General features: G+C 58.7%; 21 protein-coding genes. 14 read left to right on the top strand and 7 right to left on the bottom strand.

The window, feature by feature from the left end:
* The first annotated feature begins 85 nt into the window (after positions 1 to 85).
* Positions 86 to 733 carry a histidine phosphotransferase ChpT gene (gene chpT / locus KQ933_RS14910; RefSeq protein ID WP_253958243.1) on the top strand — a complete coding sequence of 216 codons (648 nt, stop codon included), beginning with the start codon at positions 86 to 88 and terminating at the stop codon, positions 731 to 733.
* A gap of 113 nt (positions 734 to 846) precedes the next feature.
* Positions 847 to 1209, top strand: coding sequence for a response regulator (locus tag KQ933_RS14905; RefSeq protein WP_216755607.1), 363 nt, complete (start codon positions 847 to 849; stop codon positions 1207 to 1209).
* A gap of 125 nt (positions 1210 to 1334) precedes the next feature.
* On the opposite strand, the gene ctrA is transcribed toward KQ933_RS14905, so the two are convergent.
* A complete protein-coding gene (ctrA, locus tag KQ933_RS14900; RefSeq protein ID WP_112562832.1) occupies positions 1335 to 2036 on the bottom strand; it encodes a response regulator transcription factor CtrA in 702 nt (233 codons plus the stop codon).
* Between the two features lie 436 nt (positions 2037 to 2472).
* Here ctrA and KQ933_RS14895 point away from each other — a divergent pair, with 436 nt between their 5' ends.
* A complete protein-coding gene (locus KQ933_RS14895; RefSeq protein WP_132653380.1) occupies positions 2473 to 2823 on the top strand; it encodes a flagellar export protein FliJ in 351 nt (116 codons plus the stop codon).
* A gap of 116 nt (positions 2824 to 2939) precedes the next feature.
* On the opposite strand, the gene KQ933_RS14890 is transcribed toward KQ933_RS14895, so the two are convergent.
* Positions 2940 to 3218 carry a GNAT family N-acetyltransferase gene (locus KQ933_RS14890; protein WP_216755606.1) on the bottom strand — a complete coding sequence of 93 codons (279 nt, stop codon included), beginning with the start codon at positions 3216 to 3218 and terminating at the stop codon, positions 2940 to 2942.
* Positions 3219 to 3270: 52 nt separating this feature from the next.
* Between KQ933_RS14890 and KQ933_RS14885 the strand changes: the two genes are divergently transcribed.
* Positions 3271 to 3786: a paraquat-inducible protein A gene (locus KQ933_RS14885; RefSeq protein ID WP_216755605.1), complete on the top strand. Its 516-nt coding sequence runs from the start codon at positions 3271 to 3273 to the stop codon at positions 3784 to 3786.
* A 20-nt stretch (positions 3787 to 3806) separates the two neighbouring features.
* Here KQ933_RS14885 and KQ933_RS14880 read toward each other — a convergent pair whose 3' ends face one another.
* Complete coding sequence (locus KQ933_RS14880) at positions 3807 to 4082, bottom strand: DUF1153 domain-containing protein (RefSeq protein ID WP_007533628.1); 276 nt, start codon at positions 4080 to 4082, stop codon at positions 3807 to 3809.
* A gap of 399 nt (positions 4083 to 4481) precedes the next feature.
* On the opposite strand from KQ933_RS14880, the gene KQ933_RS14875 reads away from it, so the two are divergent.
* Entirely contained in the window at positions 4482 to 5228 is a 747-nt protein-coding gene (locus KQ933_RS14875; protein ID WP_216755604.1) for a LuxR family transcriptional regulator, read from the top strand.
* Positions 5229 to 5253: 25 nt separating this feature from the next.
* Here KQ933_RS14875 and KQ933_RS14870 read toward each other — a convergent pair whose 3' ends face one another.
* Together KQ933_RS14870 and cysQ are read right to left on the bottom strand one after the other, a co-directional pair.
* Positions 5254 to 5979 (bottom strand): sugar transferase, encoded by a 726-nt coding sequence (locus KQ933_RS14870; protein WP_216755603.1) that lies wholly within the window; start codon positions 5977 to 5979, stop codon positions 5254 to 5256.
* 680 nt (positions 5980 to 6659) lie between these two features.
* Complete coding sequence (gene cysQ, locus KQ933_RS14865; RefSeq protein ID WP_216755602.1) at positions 6660 to 7457, bottom strand: 3'(2'),5'-bisphosphate nucleotidase CysQ; 798 nt, start codon at positions 7455 to 7457, stop codon at positions 6660 to 6662.
* Positions 7458 to 7966: 509 nt separating this feature from the next.
* On the opposite strand from cysQ, the gene KQ933_RS14860 reads away from it, so the two are divergent.
* From KQ933_RS14860 to KQ933_RS14830, 7 genes are all read left to right on the top strand, one after another.
* Positions 7967 to 8869 carry a branched-chain amino acid ABC transporter permease gene (locus KQ933_RS14860; protein WP_037104538.1) on the top strand — a complete coding sequence of 301 codons (903 nt, stop codon included), beginning with the start codon at positions 7967 to 7969 and terminating at the stop codon, positions 8867 to 8869.
* A 3-nt stretch (positions 8870 to 8872) separates the two neighbouring features.
* Positions 8873 to 10270 (top strand): high-affinity branched-chain amino acid ABC transporter permease LivM, encoded by a 1398-nt coding sequence (gene livM / locus KQ933_RS14855; RefSeq protein WP_216755601.1) that lies wholly within the window; start codon positions 8873 to 8875, stop codon positions 10268 to 10270.
* Complete coding sequence (locus KQ933_RS14850) at positions 10270 to 11136, top strand: ABC transporter ATP-binding protein (protein WP_216755600.1); 867 nt, start codon at positions 10270 to 10272, stop codon at positions 11134 to 11136. The genes livM and KQ933_RS14850 overlap by 1 nt, the downstream gene beginning before the upstream one ends.
* Positions 11136 to 11867, top strand: coding sequence for an ABC transporter ATP-binding protein (locus KQ933_RS14845; RefSeq protein ID WP_216755599.1), 732 nt, complete (start codon positions 11136 to 11138; stop codon positions 11865 to 11867). Before KQ933_RS14850 ends, KQ933_RS14845 begins: the two co-directional genes overlap by 1 nt.
* A 25-nt stretch (positions 11868 to 11892) precedes the next feature.
* Positions 11893 to 12246, top strand: a complete 354-nt coding sequence (locus tag KQ933_RS14840; protein WP_216755598.1) for a DUF6867 family protein — start codon at positions 11893 to 11895, stop codon at positions 12244 to 12246.
* 118 nt (positions 12247 to 12364) lie between these two features.
* A complete protein-coding gene (locus KQ933_RS14835) occupies positions 12365 to 13486 on the top strand; it encodes a branched-chain amino acid ABC transporter substrate-binding protein (RefSeq protein ID WP_216755597.1) in 1122 nt (373 codons plus the stop codon).
* A 162-nt stretch (positions 13487 to 13648) separates the two neighbouring features.
* Complete coding sequence (locus tag KQ933_RS14830; protein ID WP_216755596.1) at positions 13649 to 14617, top strand: D-glycerate dehydrogenase; 969 nt, start codon at positions 13649 to 13651, stop codon at positions 14615 to 14617.
* Positions 14618 to 14632: 15 nt separating this feature from the next.
* Here KQ933_RS14830 and KQ933_RS14825 read toward each other — a convergent pair whose 3' ends face one another.
* Both KQ933_RS14825 and KQ933_RS14820 read right to left on the bottom strand, forming a co-directional pair.
* Positions 14633 to 15544, bottom strand: a complete 912-nt coding sequence (locus tag KQ933_RS14825; RefSeq protein ID WP_216755595.1) for a response regulator transcription factor — start codon at positions 15542 to 15544, stop codon at positions 14633 to 14635.
* Positions 15537 to 18920 carry an ATP-binding protein gene (locus tag KQ933_RS14820; protein ID WP_216755594.1) on the bottom strand — a complete coding sequence of 1128 codons (3384 nt, stop codon included), beginning with the start codon at positions 18918 to 18920 and terminating at the stop codon, positions 15537 to 15539. The genes KQ933_RS14825 and KQ933_RS14820 overlap by 8 nt, the downstream gene beginning before the upstream one ends.
* A 178-nt stretch (positions 18921 to 19098) precedes the next feature.
* On the opposite strand from KQ933_RS14820, the gene KQ933_RS14815 reads away from it, so the two are divergent.
* Positions 19099 to 21003, top strand: a complete 1905-nt coding sequence (locus KQ933_RS14815; protein WP_216755593.1) for a phosphatase PAP2 family protein — start codon at positions 19099 to 19101, stop codon at positions 21001 to 21003.
* Positions 21004 to 21188: 185 nt separating this feature from the next.
* Positions 21189 to 22481, top strand: a complete 1293-nt coding sequence (urtA, locus tag KQ933_RS14810; protein WP_216755592.1) for an urea ABC transporter substrate-binding protein — start codon at positions 21189 to 21191, stop codon at positions 22479 to 22481.
* The last annotated feature ends 10 nt before the right edge of the window (positions 22482 to 22491 follow it).

Here is a 22491-nt window from a genome sequence, read left to right as displayed (position 1 = left end):
GCGACGAGTACGGTCGCAAACTTCGCGCAATTTTGATCAGGCACACTACCGGGCGGAATGACACTGCCGCCCTCAGGAGACGATGATGTCCAAGAACCCGAATCTCACTCTGTCCGGCCCGGACCTGGCTGCGCTTCTGTGCAGTCGTGTGTGCCATGACGTGATCTCGCCGGTCGGCGCGATCAATAACGGTCTGGAGCTTCTTGACGAAGGCGGAGCGGATTCGGACGCGATGGATCTCATCCGCACCAGTGCGCTCAATGCTTCGGTCCGTCTCAAATTCGCTCGCCTTGCCTTCGGTGCATCCGGTTCCGTCGGCGCCTCGATCGATACCGGCGAGGCCGAACGTGCAGCCAAGGATTTTGCCGCGGCCGAGAAGAAGACCGAAGTGAGCTGGAGCGGCCCGCGCGCGATCGTCGCCAAGAACAGGGTCAAGCTGCTTCTCAATCTCTTCCTCGTGGCCTATTCGTCCATTCCGCGCGGCGGCAATCTGGATATTACGCTGGAAAACCCCGAATTCGATGCCAGCTTCAGGCTCGTCGCCAGGGGCAAACTGATGCGCATGCCGCCGAAATTCGTCGAAATCGCCACCGGTACCGTCGAGGAAGCGATCGATGCGCATTCGATCCAGCCTTATTATACTGTGCTGCTGGCGGAAGAATGCGGCATGATTCTGGATTATTCGGCCAGCGCCGAAGAGATCGTCTTCACGGCCAAGGTCGCCGCAGCCTAATTCATCGATCGCTGGCCGACGCGGGTGCGGTAACGATTCCTTAGCCTGATGAACCTATCCTCAAAGGTTAGGAAGGCCCTCGACGGAGACAGCGCGAGGGATAAGGAGCCGCCATGCAGAGATTCATGATCACCGACAGTTCGGACATTGTTCGCAAGGTCGGCAAGCGAATCCTTTCCGAACTCGATTTTCTGGTCAGCGAAGCTTCGAGTGCCGAAGAGGCGCTGCAGCACTGCCAGGCCGAACTTCCCGAATATCTGATCGTCGATTCAGGTATGGAAGGCGCGCTCGATCTCATCGCCAGCATCCGTACCATGGACGGCGGCAAAGAGGTGAAGATTTACTATTGTGTCATCGAGGCCGACCTGAAGAAGCTGATGGCCGGCAAGCGGGCAGGGGCCACCGACTTCCTGCTCAAGCCTTTCGACCGCAAGATCCTCACCGCCGTGTTCGGAAATCGCGCAATCGCCGCCTGAGCAGGTCGCGCAAATCGTTAACGGGAGCCGTCCTTCGGGGCGGCTTTTTCATGTCGGGATAGCAGCGCCAAAACAAAAATCCCGCCACGAGGGCGGGATTTTTAAGGATAAGGGGATTCGGCGGATCAGGCGGTTTCGGCGTATTCTGCACCATCGGGCTCGCGCAGCACGTAGCCGCGGCCCCAGACGGTTTCGATATAGTTGGCGCCGCCGGCAGCATTTGCGAGCTTCTTGCGCAGCTTGCAGATGAAGACGTCGATGATCTTCAGTTCCGGTTCGTCCATGCCGCCGTAAAGGTGGTTCAGGAACATTTCCTTGGTGAGCGTGGTGCCCTTGCGGAGCGAAAGAAGCTCCAGCATCTGGTATTCCTTGCCCGTCAGGTGAACGCGCTGGCCGCCGACTTCGACGGTCTTGGCGTCGAGGTTGACGATAAGCTCGCCCGTGACGATGACCGACTGGGCATGGCCCTTGGAACGGCGAACGATGGCGTGGATGCGGGCGACCAGCTCATCCTTATGGAAGGGCTTGGTCATATAGTCGTCGGCACCGAAGCCGAGACCGCGAACCTTGTCTTCGATACCGGCCATGCCCGAGAGGATCAGGATCGGTGTCTTGACCTTCGACAGGCGGAGAGTACGAAGCACTTCATATCCGGACATGTCGGGAAGATTTAGATCCAGAAGGATGATGTCGTAATCATACAGCTTGCCCAGATCCACGCCTTCTTCGCCGAGATCTGTCGTATAAACATTAAAACTCTCAGATTTGAGCATCAATTCGATACTCTGCGCCGTAGCGCTATCGTCCTCAATGAGAAGTACCCGCATAATTATCCCCTTTACCGCCGCCGAAAGGTGGCATGGCCCCCTACGCGATACCGAATAAGCTACGTGATTTGGAAGCTGCCACGAAATGGTTAACAAATTCTAATTCACTCTGGCAAGGTGTATCGAATTTATTAAATAATTTTTCCATTTCACTGTTTTCCAATAGGAATCTCAAAACACATTTCTCAACTATGACATTAAGAAGCCGCGCTAAGTGATTCATCTGACTCGCCAATGAAAAGGTTCGGCATTCCTGTCCTGGTGTTTACCGACCCTTAAATCATCGGGCCTATCATTAACGATGCCCGTAAACGAAAGGTTACCAGCGGTAGGTTTTTGTTAATATCGCAGGAATTTTTTCGGCAAACCGTGTCAAAGCGGCGCGTAAGGGCGGTTTCAAGTTGAGCCGGGGTCTCGCATCACGGGAGTAATGCGTATGAAGTCGCGAGAGAGCCTCGTTCGTCTGAAAGAGTTTCAGGTGAACGAAAAACGTCGTCAGCTGCAGCAGTTGCAGATGATGATGTCCGAATTTGAACGGATGACGAAGGATCTGGAGAGTCAGATCGTCGTCGAGGAAAAGAAGTCCGGTATTTCCGACCCGAATCACTTCGCATATCCGACCTTTGCAAAGGCCGCACGTCAGCGCGCCGACAATCTTCAGGTTTCGATCAAGGAACTGAAGGTTCAGGAGGAGGCGCTGGAACTGGTGCTGGAGGAAATGCAGGCGGAATATGCCAGGGCAACCGCACTCGAAGAGCGCGACGGCGCAGTTCGCGCCCGGGCCTGACGAATATTGCAGGCGCCGATCCCGGCGCCTTGGGAGATAACCACAGAAGCCATGCATGACGGGCGCGGTGTCCGTCATGCATGGCTTTTGGTGTTTCCGTCGGATAACGGGCGCGATCAGTTCACCACATCGTTCCATTCGGGGTGGCGCTGCGCCTGTGATTTAAAGAAAGGGCAGAGCGGGATAATCTTCCAACCGCCATTTCGGGCGGCCTCAACCGCATGAAGGGCGAGCGCCTGGCCGATGCCCTTACCACGCAAAGCGTCCGGCACACCGGTATGATCGATGATGATCAGTTTCGGCGATGTGCGGGAATAGGTCATTTCCGCTTCATGGCCTTCCAGCGCTGCAACATAGCGGCCGCCTGACGTATTTTCCTCAATCCTGATATCCATGTCTGTCTCCTGACGAATTATGTGATCGGGAACGTGACATGGCGGCATCGGCATGCCAAGCCGTGGCGGCAGGAGACAGTGTGTTCAAAGAGGAGGCGGGAAATTGAACAGGCTTTCGGCAGTCCGGCCCATATTGCTGGTGGCAGCACCGTTTCTTCTGGCGCTTGGCCTTGTCCTGCCGCTTGTCCGCTTCGAGAAGCTCTGGTTCTTCGACGAGACGCCGTCGCTCCTGGAAATCGTGGCTTCGCTCTGGAGTGGCGACGACGTGGCGCTTGCGGCACTCGTTGCGCTCGTCTCGATTGTGCTGCCGGTTCTGAAGATGATCGGGGTCGCGGCGGAATCCATGGCTGCCGGCAGTACCGGCAGCCTGTTTTATCGCAACGTCGTGCCGCATCTGTCCAAGTGGTCCATGATGGACGTGCTGCTCGTCGCGATCGTGATTGCGGCGGCGAAGACGACCGGACTTGCGAATGCGTTTACGCAGCCCGGCCTCTGGTGTTACGCAGCCTCGGCAATGATTTCGGGCCTTCTTCACTCCCTCGAGGGAAATGCGTCCGGCCCGAAATAATCAAATCGACTGGAACGTGATCAGTGGCGGTACTGCTGGATGCGCGTAGTGCGCAGGCCGGCGAGACCATGGCTGTTGATGGAGGACTGCCAGGACAGGAATTCTTCGACAGTGAGCGTGTAACGCTCGCAGGCTTCTTCCAAGCTCAACAAGCCACCGCGAACGGCCGCGACAACCTCTGCCTTCCGGCGGATGACCCAGCGCCGCGTATTTGGCGGCGGGAGATCCGCAATCGTCAGGGGGCTGCCATCGGGGCCGATGACATATTTTACTCGGGGACGTATCATTTCGGTCATTGGACTCTCTACACAACGCAAGACCACGGACGCCACTCTAACTTGCCACATTTAAAAATTGCCTAAACCCATCGTAAGACTTTGATAACAACTTTAGACGCCAGTTGCCGGTGATTTGCGGATCTCCTGCCGTTACGTCAATTTGAGGCGGCTGCATGGGAGCCATGCGGAATAAATGTTACATATTTTTCCCAGATAATTTTATAAGCGCTGCAACATAAGTATGAGCGCAAAGACTTCGTCTCCGTTCTTCTCGCAGTATCAATAAAGATTGCCATTTGAATGCTTCGTATCCTTCGGATGCGGGGCAAACGCTGTCTTTCCTGATCGTCCGGCGCGTCCAATCCGCGGCCGGTTGCGAGGCCGAGCCGAAGCCAGGCCCGTGAAGGAACAAAGAGAATGAAGAGACGTGAACGCGCAGTCCGTGACTGCGCCGATGATACCGCATTTTCGCCTTTCGGAGCCGGTTCTACGGGCATTTCCGCCGTCGACGGTGCAGACCGCCTGGACGAGCTGACGAAGGCTGCCGGGTTCGAATTCCACCTGTTTTCCGTATTCCCGCGTGGGGATCGAACGGCCTTTCTCGAAAACAAGCTGATCAGCAACTGGCCGCAGAGCCTCGTCAACTTTTACGAGGAGGCGGACCTTTTCTATTGCAGCAAGCTGGTTGCTGTCATGAAGCGCACCATTATGCCCGTCTTCTGCGATGAGGGGCCTTTTGGCGGCAATGCAGCGAATCAGGAAAACCGTCGTCTGAACACGATGTTTCAGATGCACGGGCTGAAGCATACCTTCGCTTTCGCGCTGCACGACGCTGACCTCAAACAATACATCTTCGCTTTTTCGGGTACGCGTGCGATGCCCTCTCGCGAAGAAGCAACGACGCTGCTTTATGGCTGCATGGAGCTTCTGGACACGCTTCCGAGCGACGAGAAGCCGGAAGACCGGCCATCGGAAAGCCTCACACGGAGGGAGATCGAATGCCTGCGCTGGTCGGCCGCGGGCAAGAGCAGCGACGAAATTGCAATCATTCTCGATCTCTCGTCGCATACAGTGGTGGGATATCTGAAGAGCGCCATGCGAAAGCTGGATTCGGTCAACCGCATGCAGGCTGTCGCCCGCGCATTCCGGTATCGGCTGCTCTGACGGCCGATACCCTCTCTTTTTCCAATCAGAAGCCTTTGCCGCCGTTCAGTTCGGAAATCAGCGTTCCGATGATGATGCGGATGTCCATCACCAGCGAGAAGTTCTCGACATAATGGAGATCGCTGGCGATGCGGGCGCGGGCCTTGGCCGGGCGGTCTGTCGGGCCACGCAGGCCGCGCATCTGCGCCAGACCGGTGATGCCGGGACGCATGGCGTGGCGGTGATGATATTGCGGAACCAGCTCTTCGTAGAGCATGCCGCCGGCACGCATGCCGATTGCATGGCAGCGCGGCCCGACAACCGACATGTCGCCCTTCAGTACGTTGAGAAGCTGCGGCAGTTCATCAATGTTCGAGCGACGCAGGAAAGCGCCGACGCGGGTGACGCGTGGATCGTTCTTCACGGTTTGGGCAACGCCCGTGACGTCGCACATGTCGGTACGCATCGAGCGGAACTTGTAGACCTTGATGGCGCGGCAATTCTTGCCCCAGCGGGTCTGCTTGAAAAGCACCGGACCGGGGCTGTCCATCTTGATCAGGGCGGCGACGACCAGAAGAAGCGGAGCAAGCACGATAAGTGCGCTGATCGAAGCAAAAATATCGAAGGCTCGTTTCAGCGCGAACTGCACGGAGGCAGGTGGCAGAACGATGCTGTCGAGTGCGGCAACTGGGAACCTCGCGTTGACCTGATGAACAGGCGTAACGCGAAAGCTCTCTTCAGAAATACTTTTGTTAAGGTCCATGACGCTCAAGGATCTACCCTTTGTATTTTGAAGCTCTCGGCGGTGTCATTCGATGGCTTGGTTAGCGCCAGATTAAGGCGCGACAATGTTAGGCGACGTTTAACCCTACTACATCCTAAATTTGCGACATTTGTTTAACCGAGTCCAGAGAAATTTCGCATCGCAGCAAACTTCGCAGTTGCGTTAAGTTAATGCAAAATCAGGAGTTTTATTTTTCAACCGGGGTTTTTATTAGGAATTATATGTGCTTGGCAGATTCGACACAGCAAACGACGGTTGCGTTGGTTGTGGCTTACACCGTGCCAAAACGGTTCATTCCCGGCAGGGCCGGGGCGATCCCGATTTCACCAGGATCGAATTTATCGTCTATTGTGCCAGAATGGGAGCAGAGAAACTGCTGGAGCCGATATTCCGAAACTATGGTTTAGCTACCATAATTGTGTCTTCCTGCCGCAGCAATGTTACCGAAGTCACACGACGTGCGCTTTGCTGATTGTGGCGACATTGTGTCGAGAGAGCATGCGACCGGAACGGAAAAGGCGCTGGCTCCGAAACGAAAGTGAGGACCGGAGACGGAAATCATCGAGTGATTCTCCAGGCCGAGGGGCATCCGGGCGCCGATGTAAGATCGCCCTGCTGCAATATTAACGCGAAGAGGCCGAAAGAGGCCAACTTCGGCGACCGTCCCGTCATGCCCGCTCGAGCGCAGGCTTGGTGCCGCCCCAAGAGACGAAATGGGGATTTGCGAAGTCGAAATCGGCAGCTGCACCGGTTTTGCCGTAGATGAGCGGCTGGCCATCCATCGTGACAGTCGATCCACCGGCCGCCCGCAAGACCGCATCGCCGGCCGCGGTATCCCATTCCATGGTGCGGGTGAAGCGCGGGTAGACGTCGGCCTTGCCCTCCGCCAGCAGGCAGAATTTCAGGGAGGAGCCGATGTTGGTGCATTTGGAGATTGCATGCCTGGCGAGGAAGAGACCGGTCTCCGGGCTGTCATGCCGGAAACTCGCGAGCGCCATACTCTCTGCCGGCTGTTTGCGCACCTTGATCGGCATTCTCTTCGTTATCGCAAAGTTGTCGTCGATCAGCAGTTTCTCCGCGCTTCCGCGGTCGCCGGAAAAAGCGATGCCGAGCGCTGGGGCATAGACGATTCCGGCGACGGGAATGCCATCTTCCACATAGGCGATATTGACGGTGAATTCCTGACGCTTATCCAGGAATTCGCGGGTGCCGTCGAGCGGATCGACCAGAAAGAAGGACTTTCCGGCGATATCAGGCACTCTGCCAGCGGCTACCGATTCTTCGGCGATAACGGGGATCCCAGGGAAACTGCGTTTCAGATGCGCCAGTATGGTGCGCTCGGCCTCCTGGTCAGCGATCGTCACCGGGCTTTCATCAGCTTTCATTTCCACTGGGCAGCCATCGCAGAAGACTTCCATGATGGCTTTGCCGGCTTCGAGTGCCGCCCGTTCAAATGTTTTCAGCATATTCCTGCCGTTCGTCTGCAAATTCGTCTTGAGACCACCGCGCTACATATAATGTATAGGAAGTGATGCCGCACCCTTTTGCCGGAATGCCGCAACATTAGCACAGGCTCGCGAGGTTTGCACAAACCGCGTCAGAAGCGGCTGCCCGTGAAATGTCATTTGCAATAGATGGCATCTTGGAGTTTGAAATTTCGTCAACTTCCTTACGTGTGGAACAGTTTGCGCAGAGGGCGAGCATCTTCGGTTTCGTTCGGTGCCCAAAGATTAATTGACGAAGCCTGATCTGGCTAAAAATTTGCCAAACGATGCCGCTTTTGTGTGGATTTTGGTTCGAATTGCGCCATCTACGCCTGTTTGCCCAAGATTCTGACGCAGTAAATCCTTTTTGTCTTCACATTTCCGACGAAACCGCTATGCAATGCGAGCTAGTGGCGCATGTGAAAGCATGAGCGATAAAACCAATAAGAGATGCAACTTAAAATTTGGTTCGCATCCAGGGGAAATGACATATGGAGTATTTCGTCCAGCAGCTCTTCAATGGGCTGACTCTCGGATCCATCTATGGCCTTGTGGCTATTGGCTATACGATGGTTTACGGCATTATCGGCATGATCAACTTCGCCCATGGCGACATTTTCATGCTCGGTGGCTTCGCTGCTCTTATCGTCTTTCTCGTTCTCACATCCATCTTCGCAGGTCTTCCGGTAGCCGTGCTGCTGCTGGCGATGCTTGTGGTCGCGATGCTGATGACGAGTTTGTGGAATTGGACGATAGAGCGCGTCGCCTACCGCCCGCTGCGCGGCTCATTCCGCCTGGCACCGCTGATTACCGCGATCGGCATGTCGATCACGCTGTCGAACTTCATCCAGGTCACGCAGGGTCCGCGCAACAAGCCGATTCCACCACTCGTCGGCACGGTTTATAATATCGGCGGTCTCTCGATCTCGCTGAAGCAGATCATCATCATTGTCGTGACCGTCGTTCTGCTTGCTGCCTTCTGGTATCTCGTCAACAAGACGGCACTCGGACGTGCTCAGCGCGCGACCGAACAGGACCGCAAGATGGCCGCCCTTCTGGGCGTCAATGTCGACCAGACCATCTCGATTACCTTCATAATGGGTGCGGCACTCGCAGCTGTCGCCGGCACGATGTACCTGATGTATTATGGTGTCGCGTCGTTCAATGATGGTTTCATCCCGGGCGTCAAGGCCTTCACTGCGGCCGTTCTCGGCGGCATCGGCTCACTGCCGGGCGCTGTTCTCGGCGGGCTGATGATCGGTCTCATCGAATCCCTGTGGTCGGCCTATTTCACCATCGCGTACAAGGATGTCGCTACCTTCGCCATTCTTGCATTCGTGCTGATCTTCAAGCCGACGGGCATTCTCGGCCGGCCGGAAGTCGAGAAGGTATAAGTCATGGCAAACATCGACACTTCCGCTGGCAAGTCCGACGCCGGGCTTGTCCAGAAGGGGCTTAGGGAAGCCTTCTTCTCCGGCCTCATCGCACTTGGCCTGTTCGTCCTCTATGTCGGTCTCGGCACGCAGCAGAACATCAACAACGAGTTGATCGTCGTTCAGCGTTGGGGATTGTTGGCCATTTTCGTGCTGGTTGCTGCCATCGGCCGTTTCATCATGGTCGTTTTCGTCAGGCCGCATCTTGATCAGCGCAAGCTTTCGAAGGCGCGTCATGGTGAACTGGAGATCTCGACGGAGAAAGGTTTCTTCCGGACGCATTTCCTGAAGATCGCCCTGCTGTTCCTGGTGGTTTATCCGCTGCTGACAGCCTATTTCCTCGGTCCGCAGGGCGCGCTGAAGTGGGTGGACAATTTCGGCATCCAGATCCTGATCTACGTGATGCTTGCCTGGGGTCTGAATATCGTCGTTGGTCTCGCCGGTCTGCTCGACCTGGGCTATGTTGCCTTCTACGCAGTCGGCGCCTATTCATATGCGCTGTTGTCGGCCCATTTCGGGTTGTCCTTCTGGGTGCTGCTGCCGCTCGCCGGTATTTTTGCCGCTCTCTGGGGCGTTATTCTCGGCTTCCCCGTGCTGCGCCTGCGCGGCGACTATCTGGCGATCGTCACGCTTGCCTTCGGTGAGATCATTCGCCTCGTCATCATCAACTGGACGGAAGTGACCAAGGGTACCTTCGGCATCTCCGGGATCGCCAAGGCTTCGGTCTTCGGTATCTGGACCTTCGATGTCGGCAAGGCGAACAACTTCACCAAGGCCTTCGGCCTGCCGTCATCATCGGCCTATTACAAAATCTTCTTGTTCTACGTTATCCTGGCGCTCTGCATGCTGACCGCCTATGTGACGATCCGGCTGCGCCGCATGCCGATCGGTCGTGCGTGGGAAGCATTGCGCGAGGACGAAATTGCCTGCCGCTCGCTCGGCATCAACACGGTGACGACGAAGCTGACGGCTTTCGCTACCGGCGCGATGTTTGGTGGCTTCGCCGGCTCCTTCTTCGCCGCACGTCAGGGCTTCGTCTCGCCGGAATCCTTCGTGTTCCTGGAGTCGGCTGTCATCCTCGCGATCGTCGTTCTCGGCGGCATGGGCTCGCTGACGGGCATTGCGATCGCCGCCGTCGTCATGGTCGGCGGTACGGAAGTGCTCCGCGAAATGGACTTCCTCAAAGTCGTCTTCGGACCGGAGTTCACGCCTGAACTCTACCGCATGCTGCTCTTCGGCCTTGCCATGGTCATCGTCATGCTGTTCAAGCCGCGCGGTTTCGTCGGCTCCCGTGAGCCGACTGCCTTCCTGAAGGAACGTAAGGCCGTATCCGGAAGCTTTACCAAGGAGGGCCATGGTTGATGAGCCCCGTCGAGAATACGATGTCGAATGACACTTTGCTCAAGGTCGAGCACCTGTCGATGAAGTTCGGCGGCCTGATGGCCATCAACGACTTCTCCTTCGAGGCCAAGCGCGGCGAAATCACCGCGTTGATCGGCCCGAACGGTGCGGGCAAGACGACCGTCTTCAATTGCATCACCGGTTTCTACAAGCCGACGATGGGCATGATTACGTTGACGCAGAACAGCGGCAAGCAGTACCTTCTCGAGCGCCTGCCGGACTTCCGCATCACCAAGGAAGCCAAGGTTGCCCGTACTTTCCAGAACATCCGCCTGTTCTCGGGCCTCACCGTTCTGGAAAACCTGCTGGTCGCCCAACATAATAAGCTGATGAAAGCGTCGGGCTACACGGTGCTCGGCCTGCTCGGCATAGGTCCCTACAAGAAGGAAGCGGCAGCAGCCATCGAGCTTGCACGCCACTGGCTGGAGAAGGCCGACCTTATCGACCGTGCCGACGATCCGGCCGGCGACTTGCCTTACGGCGCCCAGCGTCGTCTGGAAATCGCTCGCGCCATGTGCACCGGTCCGGAGCTGCTTTGCCTCGACGAGCCGGCTGCCGGTCTCAATCCGCGTGAATCGGCAGCGCTCAATGCTTTGCTGAAAGGGATTCGCACCGAAACCGGCACCTCTATCCTGCTCATCGAGCACGACATGTCGGTGGTCATGGAAATTTCCGACCACGTCATCGTTCTGGAATACGGCCAGAAGATTTCCGACGGAAACCCCGACCACGTGAAGAACGACCCGAGGGTTATTGCAGCCTATCTTGGTGTCGAGGATGAAGAAGTCGAAGAGGTCATCGCGACCGTAGAAGGGGGCGCAATCTGATGGCGGCCGGAGAACAGCTTCTCAAGGTCCAGGGCGTCGAGACCTATTACGGCAATATTCGCGCGCTCGCCGGCATCGATGTTGAGGTAAAGAAGGGTGAAATCGTCAGCCTCATTGGCGCGAACGGCGCCGGCAAGTCGACGCTGATGATGACGATCTGCGGCAGCCCGCAGGCCCGTACCGGCTCGATTGTCTTCGACGGTCAGGATATCACCAAGCTGCCGACGCATGAGATCGCGCGGTTACGTATCGCTCAGTCGCCCGAAGGACGACGCATCTTTCCGCGAATGACCGTGCTGGAAAATCTCCAGATGGGCGCCGGTCTCGATAATCTCAAATACTTTCATGAGGATGTAGAAAAGATTTTCTTTATGTTCCCGCGTCTTAAGGAGCGTCAGTCGCAGCGTGGCGGCACGCTTTCAGGTGGCGAACAGCAGATGCTTTCGATTGGCCGCGCGCTGATGGCGCGCCCGAAGCTGCTGCTGCTCGACGAACCGTCGCTCGGCCTCGCTCCGCTGATTGTGAAGGGCATCTTCGAAGCTATCAAGATGCTGAACGAGAAGGAGGGGCTGACCGTCTTCCTCGTGGAGCAGAACGCATTCGCAGCACTCAAGCTGTCGCACCGGGCCTATGTGCTGGTCAACGGCAAGGTAACGATGAGCGGCAGCGGCAAGGAACTGCTTGCTAATCCTGAGGTGCGTGCTGCCTATCTCGAAGGCGGGCGGCATTGATCGCGGCAGAAGGGAGAGTTTGATTATGCAGGGACTTTTCTTCGAAAGCGACAACGGCGTGAAGCTCGTCATCCGAGCTCTCGTTGTGCTCATCGGTTTCTGGACGGCGTGGCGTGCCGGCAGGGCGGTTGCGGACGGCTGGAACAACTATCCGCTGGTCGTCTTCTATACGTTCCTGCTCGCATGGGCGATGCAGTTCCTGCATCATGCGCTGTTTAACGGCCCAATGCTCAGCGCCCTCTTCTATATTATCGATTTCGTAACTTTGCTGATCTTCTCGACAGCCGGGTTCCGCTATCGCCGTACCAATCAAATGGTCAACAACTATTACTGGCTGTACGAAAAAACTTCCGCGTTTTCGTGGAAGGAGAAACATTGACAGCCCGTTGAAACTAGGCATGAATTGCCTTCAGAGCGGAACAGCTTTCCCGGCGCAGTCAAAGGTGGGGTTTGCGTCGGGCCTTGGAAGAACCCGCCCAAAAATTGGGAGTAACAATATGAAGAAGTCTCTCTTGTCAGCGGTGGCACTGACGGCGATCGTCGCTTTCGGCGGCATCGCACGAGCTGACATCCTTGTCGGCGTTGGCGGCCCGCTGACGGGTCCAAACGCTGCATTCGGCGCGCAGCTGCAGAAGGGTGCCGAGCAGGCAGCTGCTGACATCAACGCTGCTGGCGGTATCAACGGCGAGATGATCAAAATCGAGCTCGGCGACGACGTTTCTGACCCGAAGCAGGGTATCTCCGTTGCCAACAAGTTCGTTGCTGACGGCGTGAAGTTCGTTGTTGGCCACTTCAACTCGGGCGTTTCGATCCCGGCTTCGGAAGTTTATGCCGAAAACGGCATTCTCGAAATCACACCGGCTGCTACCAACCCGGTCTTCACCGAGCGTGGCCTTTGGAACACCTTCCGCACCTGCGGCCGCGACGACCAGCAGGGCGCCATCGCCGGCAAGTATCTGGCCGACCACTTCAAGGACGCCAAGATCGCCGTCATTCACGACAAGACTCCTTATGGCCAGGGCCTCGCTGACGAAACCAAGAAGGCTCTGAATGCCGCTGGCGTCACCGAAGCCATGTACGAAGGCGTCAACGTCGGCGACAAGGACTTCTCGGCCCTCATCGCAAAGATGAAGGAAGCCGGCGTTACCATCATCTATTGGGGCGGTCTGCACACCGAAGCCGGTCTCATCATCCGCCAGTCGGCCGACCAGGGCCTGAAGGCAGCGCTCGTTTCGGGTGACGGTATCGTCTCGAACGAACTTGCTTCCATCGCTGGTGACGCCGTTGCCGGTACCCTGAACACCTTCGGCCCGGATCCGACGGTCAACCCGGCCAACAAGGACCTCGTCGCGAAGTTCAAGGCTGCCGGCTTCAACCCGGAAGCTTACACGCTCTATTCCTACGCTGCGCTGCAGACGATCGCTGCTGCTGCCAAGGCTGCCGGTTCTACGGACGCTGAAGCGGTTGCTGCGGCCATGAAGGAAAAGGGTCCGTTCCCGACCGTTCTCGGCGACATCTCCTTCGACGAAAAGGGCGACCCGAAGCTTCCGGGCTACGTCATGTATGAATGGAAGAAGGGCGAAGACGGCAAGTACAGCTACTTCCAGAAGGCCGACTAATTTCAGCTTCTGGCAGTGATGCCTCTCATGGAAGCCCGGTCATCGACCGGGCTTCTTTCGTCTTGCCCAGCGGCATCGGATTGGTGCTCGTCAACTCAAAGACCATTCCATTCCCGGCCGGCATGTCCTAAGCCAAAGGCAAAGGATGGAGGAACCAGATCGATGCCCAGACCCCGCATTCTCGTCACCCGGCGCTGGCCTGGCGCGGTTGAAGCCGTGCTCGCCGAGCGTTTCGACGTAACGTTCAATACGGATGATGTGCCGCTCGGCGAAAACGAGCTGCGTCAGGCGCTGGCGGATTATGATGCGGTGCTGCCGACCGTCTCCGACAAGCTGCCGGCAGCGGTCTTTGCGGGTGATCTCCGCACGAAGATCCTCGGCAATTTCGGGGTCGGCTTCAATCATATCGATATCGCCACAGCCAAGGCGAGGGGCATTGCGGTGACGAATACGCCTAGCGTGTTGACCGACTGCACCGCCGATATCGCCATGCTGCTCCTGCTGTCCGTCGCGCGCCGCGGCGGAGAGGGCGAGCGGCAGCTGCGTGCCGGGGAATGGAAGGGCTGGTGCCCGACACATATGATCGGCACGAAGGTGACCGGCAAGACTGTCGGCATCATCGGTTTCGGGCGGATCGGCAAGGCTTTCGCGCAACGCTGCCATTTCGGTTTCGGCATGGATGTCGTGTTCTACAACCGCTCACAGGTCGATCCGGCTGAAGCAGTACGCTACGGCGCACGTCAGCTTGCTTCGGTGGAGGCGGTGCTGGCGGCTTCCGATTTCGTCTCGTTGCATTGCCCTGGAGGAGCGGAAAACCGGCATTTGATGAATCCGGCACGGTTCGCAGCAATGAGGCCGGGCGCTTTCCTCATCAACACCGCGCGCGGTGACGTGGTCGATGAGACGGCACTGATTGCCGCACTTGCCAAAGGCACGATCCGGGGCGCAGGGCTCGATGTCTACGAGGCGGAGCCGCATGTGCCGGAAGCGCTGCGGCGGATGGAAAATGTCGTCCTGCTGCCGCATCTTGGCAGCGCGACCGAGGAAACGCGCACAGCGATGGGGGTGAAGGTCGTGGAGAATGTGACGGCATTTTTCGAAGGGCGGGACGTGCCGGATCGGGTTGTCTGAGGCCTTCCGACACTCTCACATCTCATGCAGCACATGCGCCGCCTTCACGGCGGCGGATGCCCTGTTTTCGACGCCGAGCTTCACGTAGATCTGTTCGAGGTGCTTGTTCACGGTGCGTGCGGAGAGGCCGAGGATTTCGCCGATATCGCGATTGGCCTTACCCTTGGCGATCCACATCAGCACCTCGGATTCGCGCTGCGTCAGTGAAAAATGCCGACGCAGCACTTCGTCGTCGCTGCGCTGGTTGGCAGCCGTCAGGCGGAAGAGATATTCGTCGGGGCCGATGGCGCCGAGGAAGGCGAGCTGAAGAGCGGCCTGACCGACATGAGCGATGGAGATGAGGGCGTCACGCGCGGCAGTGGCACGCTCCTTCATCCAGGTGCCGATTGTGCGGGAGACGACCTCCATGCCATCGTCGCTTCCCATGGCGGCATTGACGAGGCGGGTGGCCTGTGGCGTGGACCAATGGATCGCGCCATTGCCCTTCACGGCCAGCAGGTGACGGCCGGCGGCATCGAGCGCCACGCGCGCGCTTTGGGCCGAGCGGGCGTTGCGCAGATGAACGCGAATGCGGGCACGCAGTTCATCGATGTTGATCGGTTTCGACAGGTAGTCGACTCCGCCCGATTCCAAGGCATGTACGACATGCTCAGTTTCGGTCAGCCCCGTCATGAAGATGACGGGTACCTGGGCGACGGCGGCATTGGCCTTCAGCCTGCGGCAGGTTTCGAAACCGTCCATCGAAGGCATGACCGCATCGAGCAGGATGAGATCCGGCGTTATGCGCTCAACGATATTGAGCGCGGCCGAGCCTGATGTGGCGATCAGCACGGAAAAGCCAGACTGTTCCAACGCGTCGGTCAAAAAGCCGAGCGCTTCGGGCGAATCGTCAACCAAGAGAACGATGTCGCGAGGAAGCTCAGCCAACGGTTTCACCCTTTTCTTCGAATTTGTGCAGGAAATCCATGAAGCCGGCGAGATCGAAAGCGGCGACATAGGAGCGGAGCTCCTCGGTGAATGGCTGATTTGCCTCCACTTTGGCAAGGTCGGCGAGCTTGGCTTCTATGCCCCTGATGTAGCCGATCTCGCCAAGCCGCAGCAGTTCCTGCAGATGTGCAGCTCCCGGGCTTTTCAGAGATATGGCTGCAGGTGCCGGAGCCGGCGCCTGATCGTCGGCATAGAGCCACTTCAGGCCGAGATGCAGGGCCAGCTTATCGCGCAGTTGTTTGATATCGACCGGCTTGCCGATCGCATCATTGTGGCTGTCGTCGCTGTCGCTGTGAGCGGCTGCGTCGCCGATGTTGGCTGACAGCATCACGATCGGCGCGGCGCGTCCCGTCTCACGCAGCCGGGAAACGAGCTGCCAGCCGTTCATGCTTGGCATGGAGATATCGACGAGGAACAGATCTGGCTCGATGCCTTCAACGAGCGTCAGGCAGTCCAGGCCGCTTGCGGCCGTCAGCACGATGAAATCGAGCGGCACCAGGATCTCGCGCATCATCTCGCGATGATCCTCGTTATCATCAACGACGACGATCGTGCGGCGTGGGCCGTCATAGCTGACGATCTTCTTTTCCTGCGGCGGAGCGGCCGGGCGGATCACGGCAGACAGCATCAGGCGGACGCGGAAGGTCGAGCCTTTGTCCTTTTCGCTGGTGACCGCGATTTCGCCGCCGAGCGTGTTGGTCAGAAGGCGTGTAATGGTCAGGCCAAGCCCGAGGCCGGGCATGGGCCGCACGCTTTCTGCTTCACCGCGCTGGAAGGGTTCGTAAATGCGCGTCAGATCCTGTTCGGCGATGCCACGGCCGGTGTCGGAGACGGTGAAGGTTGCGACCTGGCTGCGGTAGCCGACATCGAAGGTGACGCTGCCTTCATCGGTGAATTTGATCGCATTGGAGAGCAGGTTGACGAGGATCTGGCGCAGTCGTTTTTCGTCGGTGCGCACGAATTGCGGCAGGGCCTGCGAGCGTTCGTGAATGAAGGACAGGCCTTTCGCCTGCGCCTGCGGCCGGAACATGTCGACGATCTGGTCGAGGAAGTCCTGGATGTTGATCTCGTTCGAATAGACCTGCAGGCGGCCGGCTTCTATTTTCGAGATGTCCAGAAGGCCATCGATCAGGCCGGAAAGATGCTCGGCGCTGCGGCGGATGACCTTGATGGAGGATTGGCGCGGGGCGGGGATCGTCTCGTCGCGTTCGAGGATCTGGGCGTAACCGAGGACAGCATTCAGCGGCGTGCGCAGTTCGTGGCTCAAGCCCACAACGTAGCGGCTCTTGGCGCGGTTGGCGGCTTCGGCCGTTTCCTTGGCGGTCTGCAGGGCTGCGTCGGTCTTCTTGTGAGCGGCAATTTCCTTGAGCAGAAGCGTGTTCTGGCGGGAGGATTCCTCCTCGGCAACGACGCGGCTGTCATGGGCGAGCACATAGAACCAGCAGGCAATGCCGGCGATAACAGAGAAGACGAAGAAGACGATCAGGATGGTGCGGTTGACGACTTCGGCGGTCTCCGGCGAGGCCGAGGCCACCTGATGGGCGATCATCGCAAGGATCGCGCCCACGGCCGTCAGTGCCAGTGCCACAGCAATGCCGTAGCGGCCGAGGCGGGTCGTCAGTTTCTGGACGATGGTTTCCGGCAGCAGGGTCTTTGCGACGGCGCCGACCTGCGCGTTGAGGCGGGCGTTCGGCTTGCACATATCGTGGCAACGGCTGTCGAGCGAGCAGCAGAGCGAGCAGATCGGCGCGGCATAGGCCGGGCACCACGCCATGTCTTCGGGCTCGAAGGGGTGCTCACAGACGGAGCAGGTGATGGTCGTCAGGTTCTTCCAGGCATGGCGCGGCTTGCGGGCGAGGTAGAACTTGCCCTTGGTTGCCCAGGCGAGCGCAGGCGAGGCGACCAGCGCGATCACAAGCGTGATGTAAGGGGCAAGCGAGGCGGCGATCGAACCGAAGGTGCCGAAATGGGCAATCAGCGCGATGCCGGCCGACAATGTCATGGCGCCCAGGCCGACCGGATTGATATCGTAGAGGTGGGCGCGCTTGAATTCGATACCGGGAGGGGCAAGGCCGAGCGGCTTGTTGATGAAGAGATCGGCCGAGATGGTGCAGAGCCAGGCCATGGCGATGATCGAGAAGATACCGAGCGTTTCTTCAAGCAGCCGATAGATGCCGAGCTCCATCAGCAGCAGGGCGATTGCCACGTTGAAGACCAACCAGATAACGCGGCCGGGATGGCTGTGCGTCAGGCGCGAGAAGAAGTTCGACCAGGCGAGCGAGCCGGCATAGGCATTCATCACATTGATCTTCAGCTGCGAGACGACCACGAAGGCGACCATGAGCAACAGGGCGGCATTGTGCCAGGGGATCATATAGCCGAAGGCAGTCAGGTACATCTGTGCCGGGTCGGCGGCCCGGTCGACCGGCACGCCGGATGTGAAAGTCAGCACGACGAGAAATGAACCGGCCAGCAGTTTCGGTGCGCCGATGATGACCCAGCCGGGACCGGCGAGGAAAACGGCGAGGCGGTGGCGCCATTTGCGCTGCGGATCCGGCGGCAGGAAGCGCAGGAAGTCCGCCTGTTCGCCGATCTGCGACATGAGCGCGAGGATGACGGCGGAGGCCGCGCCGAATTCCACAAGATTGAAATCTGCGACCGTGCCGGGCGGGCCGGAGGCATGGCGGATGCCCGCAAAAGCGCGCCAGACATCGAATTGCTGCCAATCCATCAGGGCGATGAAGATGAAGGGCAGGATATTCAGGACGATCCAGAAGGGCTGGGTCATGAGCTGGAACTTGCTGATCAGCCGCACGCCGTGGGTGACGAGCGGGATCACCATGACGGCGCTGATGATGTAGCCGATCCATAGGGGTATGCCGAGCGTCAGTTCCAGTGCGCCCGACATGATCGAGGCCTCGATTGCAAACAGCATGAAGGTGAAGCTTGCATAGATCAGCGAGGTGATCGTCGAGCCGATGTAACCGAAGCTCGCGCCGCGCGTCAGCAGGTCGATATCGACGCCGTGGCGGATGGCATAGCGGCTGATTGGCAGACCGATCGCGAGCATGGCGATGGAGGCGACGATGATGGCGAAGAAGGCGTTGGTCGTGCCGTAGGACAGCGTGATGGCGCCGCCGATCGCTTCCAGCGCCAGGAAGGAAATGGCGCCGATCGCTGTTTGCGAGATGCGCTGGGAGGAGAAGCGTCGGGCGCTCTTTGCGGTGAAACGCAGCGCGTAATCTTCGAGCGTCTGGTTGGCGACCCAGCGATTATATTCGCGTCTCACCGGAATGATGCGTTGGCGCGCTGTCATGCCCTCTTTCCGGCGTTCCGGTCAGCTTATCGTCTCCGAGCCACTTTTGGCGGGATGGGCGGGAAAGGCAAGAGGCGGAACGCCGACAGATTCACAGAACGGCAATATTTTTGAAACTGGTCTGTCACATAAGGGCTCTAACTCTCCCGCCGTCCGTTCAACCATCTCGGGTATCACCATGTCTGTTCCAAGCCTTTGCCGCCTGAGCACCGCGCTCGTCTGCCTTCTTTCGATCGTGCCATCGCTTGCCGCTGCCGAGCAGGCAACGGCGGCGAAAGCGCCTTATTCGGAGGCCGGAAACACCAACAAGCGCGGCGATGCCTGCTTCTCGACAGTGGACACCAATGCCGCCGTCCATCTTCTCTCCGGCTTCCTCGACGTATGGACGCCGCGCACGCCATTCGTCGATGCCGGCATAGAGACCCCAGCCAAGGACAATTGCCCCGCGGTTGCCAAAACGGATTGGGACGGCATTCCCTTCAGCAAAACCGACGGCCAGGTCGTCAACAAGCTCGTCCACGATGCGAATATCGCTTATGTCGTCAAGGCGACGAAGGCGCGGACGGCCGAACAGGCGGTAGCCGCCTATCTCGACGATCGCCGCGGCAAGAATGCCAGCATCGTCGATGGCCTCGGCCCGCTGATGGATGCTTGGAAGGCGGGCTCCAAGCAGACCACGACGATCACTGAGGTCGCGGCCGATGCGACGACGGTCAAACATGACGACAAGGGCAACAATCGCGGCGCCGGCAGCAAGCCGGACGCGGAAAACAAAACCGACGCCAATCCGGACATGGGGCTTGCAATCGACTTCATCAACGCCGCAAGCGGTGACGGTTCGACGGAGCCTGCAAAGCGTTATTTCAAATATGGCCGTCCCTACCGCTGGAGCCAGGAGGTGTCGGTGGTGCCGACGCTTGAGCCCGCCAAGAGCGGCAAGCCGGTCGAGGACGGTGGCTTCCCGAGCGGGCACACGGCGGAGGCCTGGCGGGATGCGCTCGCCATGGCCTATCTCGTGCCACAGCGCTTCCAGGAAATGATCACGCGCGCCGCCGAACTGGGCGAAGACCGTATCCTTGCCGGCATGCATTCTCCGCTCGACGTGATGGGCGGTCGCATGCTCGGCACCGCCACGGTCGTCTATAATCTGAGCAAGGCCGACAACGCCGCGCTGAAGAGCGATGCTTACGCCCAAGCGCAGTCATGGCTCATTGCTAAATCGGGCGTTGCGGATGCGGGCGCTCTCGAAGTCGTGGCTCATGCAGCGCCGCTCGCCGCAGACCGTTTCGCTGATCATGACGCCAACCGCGCTTACGTGCTGCAGCGCCTGAGCTACGGCCTGCCCACCATCCATGGGACCGACCAGCCGGCCCGCGTGCCGCAAGGAGCCGAAGCGCTTCTCGAAACGCGTCTGCCCTATCTCGACGGCGAGCAGCGCCGCGACGTGCTTGGCACGACGGAGATCGCCTCTGGCTATCCGCTGCTCGATGATGCTGAAGGCTACGGTCGCCTCAACCTGTTTGCCGCCGCAGACGGCTATGGCGCCTTCGATCAGGACGTGACCGTGACGATGGATGCCGCAAAGGGCGGCTTCAATGCGATCGATACCTGGCGCAACGATATTGGCGGCAAGGGCAAACTGGCGAAGCGCGGTAGCGGCATTCTCGGCCTTTCCGGCGTCAACAGCTATGCCGGCGGCACGGTGCTGGAAGAAGGCGTGCTGGTGGCAGGCTCGCCCTCGGCCTTCGGCACCGGCGGACTGTCCGTGAAGGGCGGTTCTCTCGTCCTGGCGGCCGATAAGCCCCTCACCGTGGGCGGTGATTACCAGCAGCTCGCCAATGCCGTGGCGAAGCCGACGCTCGGCGCCGACGGCGCGGGCACCCTGATCATCGCGGGCAATGCGGCGCTCTCCGGCGACCTCGACGTCACACTTGCCTCGGGCTACGCCCCGGCGCCCGGAACGAAGATCGAGATTCTTAGAGCAGGAGCCGTCACCGGCATCTTCGACAGGTTCACCATCTCCGGCCACAAGGCGACCCTTTCCTATGGCCCGACGTCGGTCACCTTGACGATCGGCGGATAATATCGAACTGGCAGGGCGTCCTCTCTGCGGGATGCCCTGTCTTGTCTTTACCTGCCCGTTTGCCCCTGCCGCCTACGTCATTTTGCGTATGTGTTTTTGCGTTGCAGCACCCGATAGTTCTTTAAGCAACAGTTAATCTCCGTTTCCGGCCCTGTTGCGGAACAAGAAGAGGGGAGTTCAACCAGATGAATCTCAAATCCACTATTACAGGCGCAGCACTCGGCGCGGTCATGGCCGCATCGGCCGCCTTCCACGGTGCGGTTGCCGCCGACGACACGATCAAGGTCGGCGTTCTGCACTCGCTTTCCGGCACGATGGCGATTTCCGAAACCACGCTGAAAGACGCCATGCTGATGCTCATCGACGAGCAGAACAAGAAGGGCGGTCTCCTCGGCAAGAAGCTCGAAGCCGTCGTCGTCGATCCGGCTTCCGACTGGCCGCTCTTTGCCGAAAAGGCCCGCGAGCTGATCGAAAAGGACAAGGTTGCGGCCGTTTTCGGTTGCTGGACCTCCTCTTCGCGCAAGTCGGTCCTGCCGGTTTTCGAAGAGCTGAACTCGCTGCTCTTCTACCCGGTCCAGTACGAGGGTGAAGAATCCTCCCGCAATATCTTCTACACGGGTGCCGCTCCGAACCAGCAGGCGATCCCGGCCGTCGACTACCTGATGAACACCGAAGGCGTGAAGCGCTTCGTGCTCGAAGGCACCGACTATGTCTATCCGCGCACGACCAACAAGATCCTGGAAGCCTATCTCGAATCCAAGGGCATTCCGAAGGAAGACATCCTGATCAACTATACGCCGTTCGGTTTCTCCGACTGGCAGACGGAAGTCTCCAAGATCAAGGAATTCGGCTCGGCCGGCAAGAAGACCGCCGTCGTCTCCACCATCAACGGTGACGCCAACGTGCCCTTCTACAAGGAACTCGGCAACCAGGGCGTCAAGGCAACCGATATTCCGGTCGTCGCCTTCTCGGTTGGCGAAGAAGAGCTTGCAGGTCTCGACACCAAGCCGCTCGTCGGCCATCTCGCCGCCTGGAACTACTTCGAATCGGTCGATACGCCGATCAACAAGAAGTTCATCAAGGAATGGCATGCCTATACCAAGAACGACAAGCGCGTGACCAACGACCCGATGGAAGCTGCCTATATCGGCTTCAATGCCTGGGTTAAGGCCGTTCAGGCTGCCGGCACGACCGATACGGATGCGGTTCTCGACCACATTATCGGCGTCTCTGTTCCGAACCTCTCGGGCGGCACGGCGACCGTCATGCCGAACCACCACATCACCAAGCCGGTGCTGATCGGTGAAATCCAGGCGAACGGCCAGTTCGAAATCGTCCAGCAGACCCCCGCAGTCGTCGGCGACGAATGGTCCGATTTCCTGCCGGACTCCAAGGACCTGATCTCCGATTGGCGCAAGCCGATGAACTGCGGCAACTTCAACGTTGCTACCGGCAAGTGCGGCGGCAAGGGGTCCTGAGTTCGCCTGT

The organism is Rhizobium sp. WYJ-E13 (genome assembly GCF_018987265.1).
In the GTDB taxonomy this organism is placed as follows: Bacteria; Pseudomonadota; Alphaproteobacteria; order Rhizobiales; family Rhizobiaceae; genus Rhizobium.
Note: the sequence above shows the minus strand (reverse complement) of the source record. Positions and strands in the feature narration are given on the sequence as shown.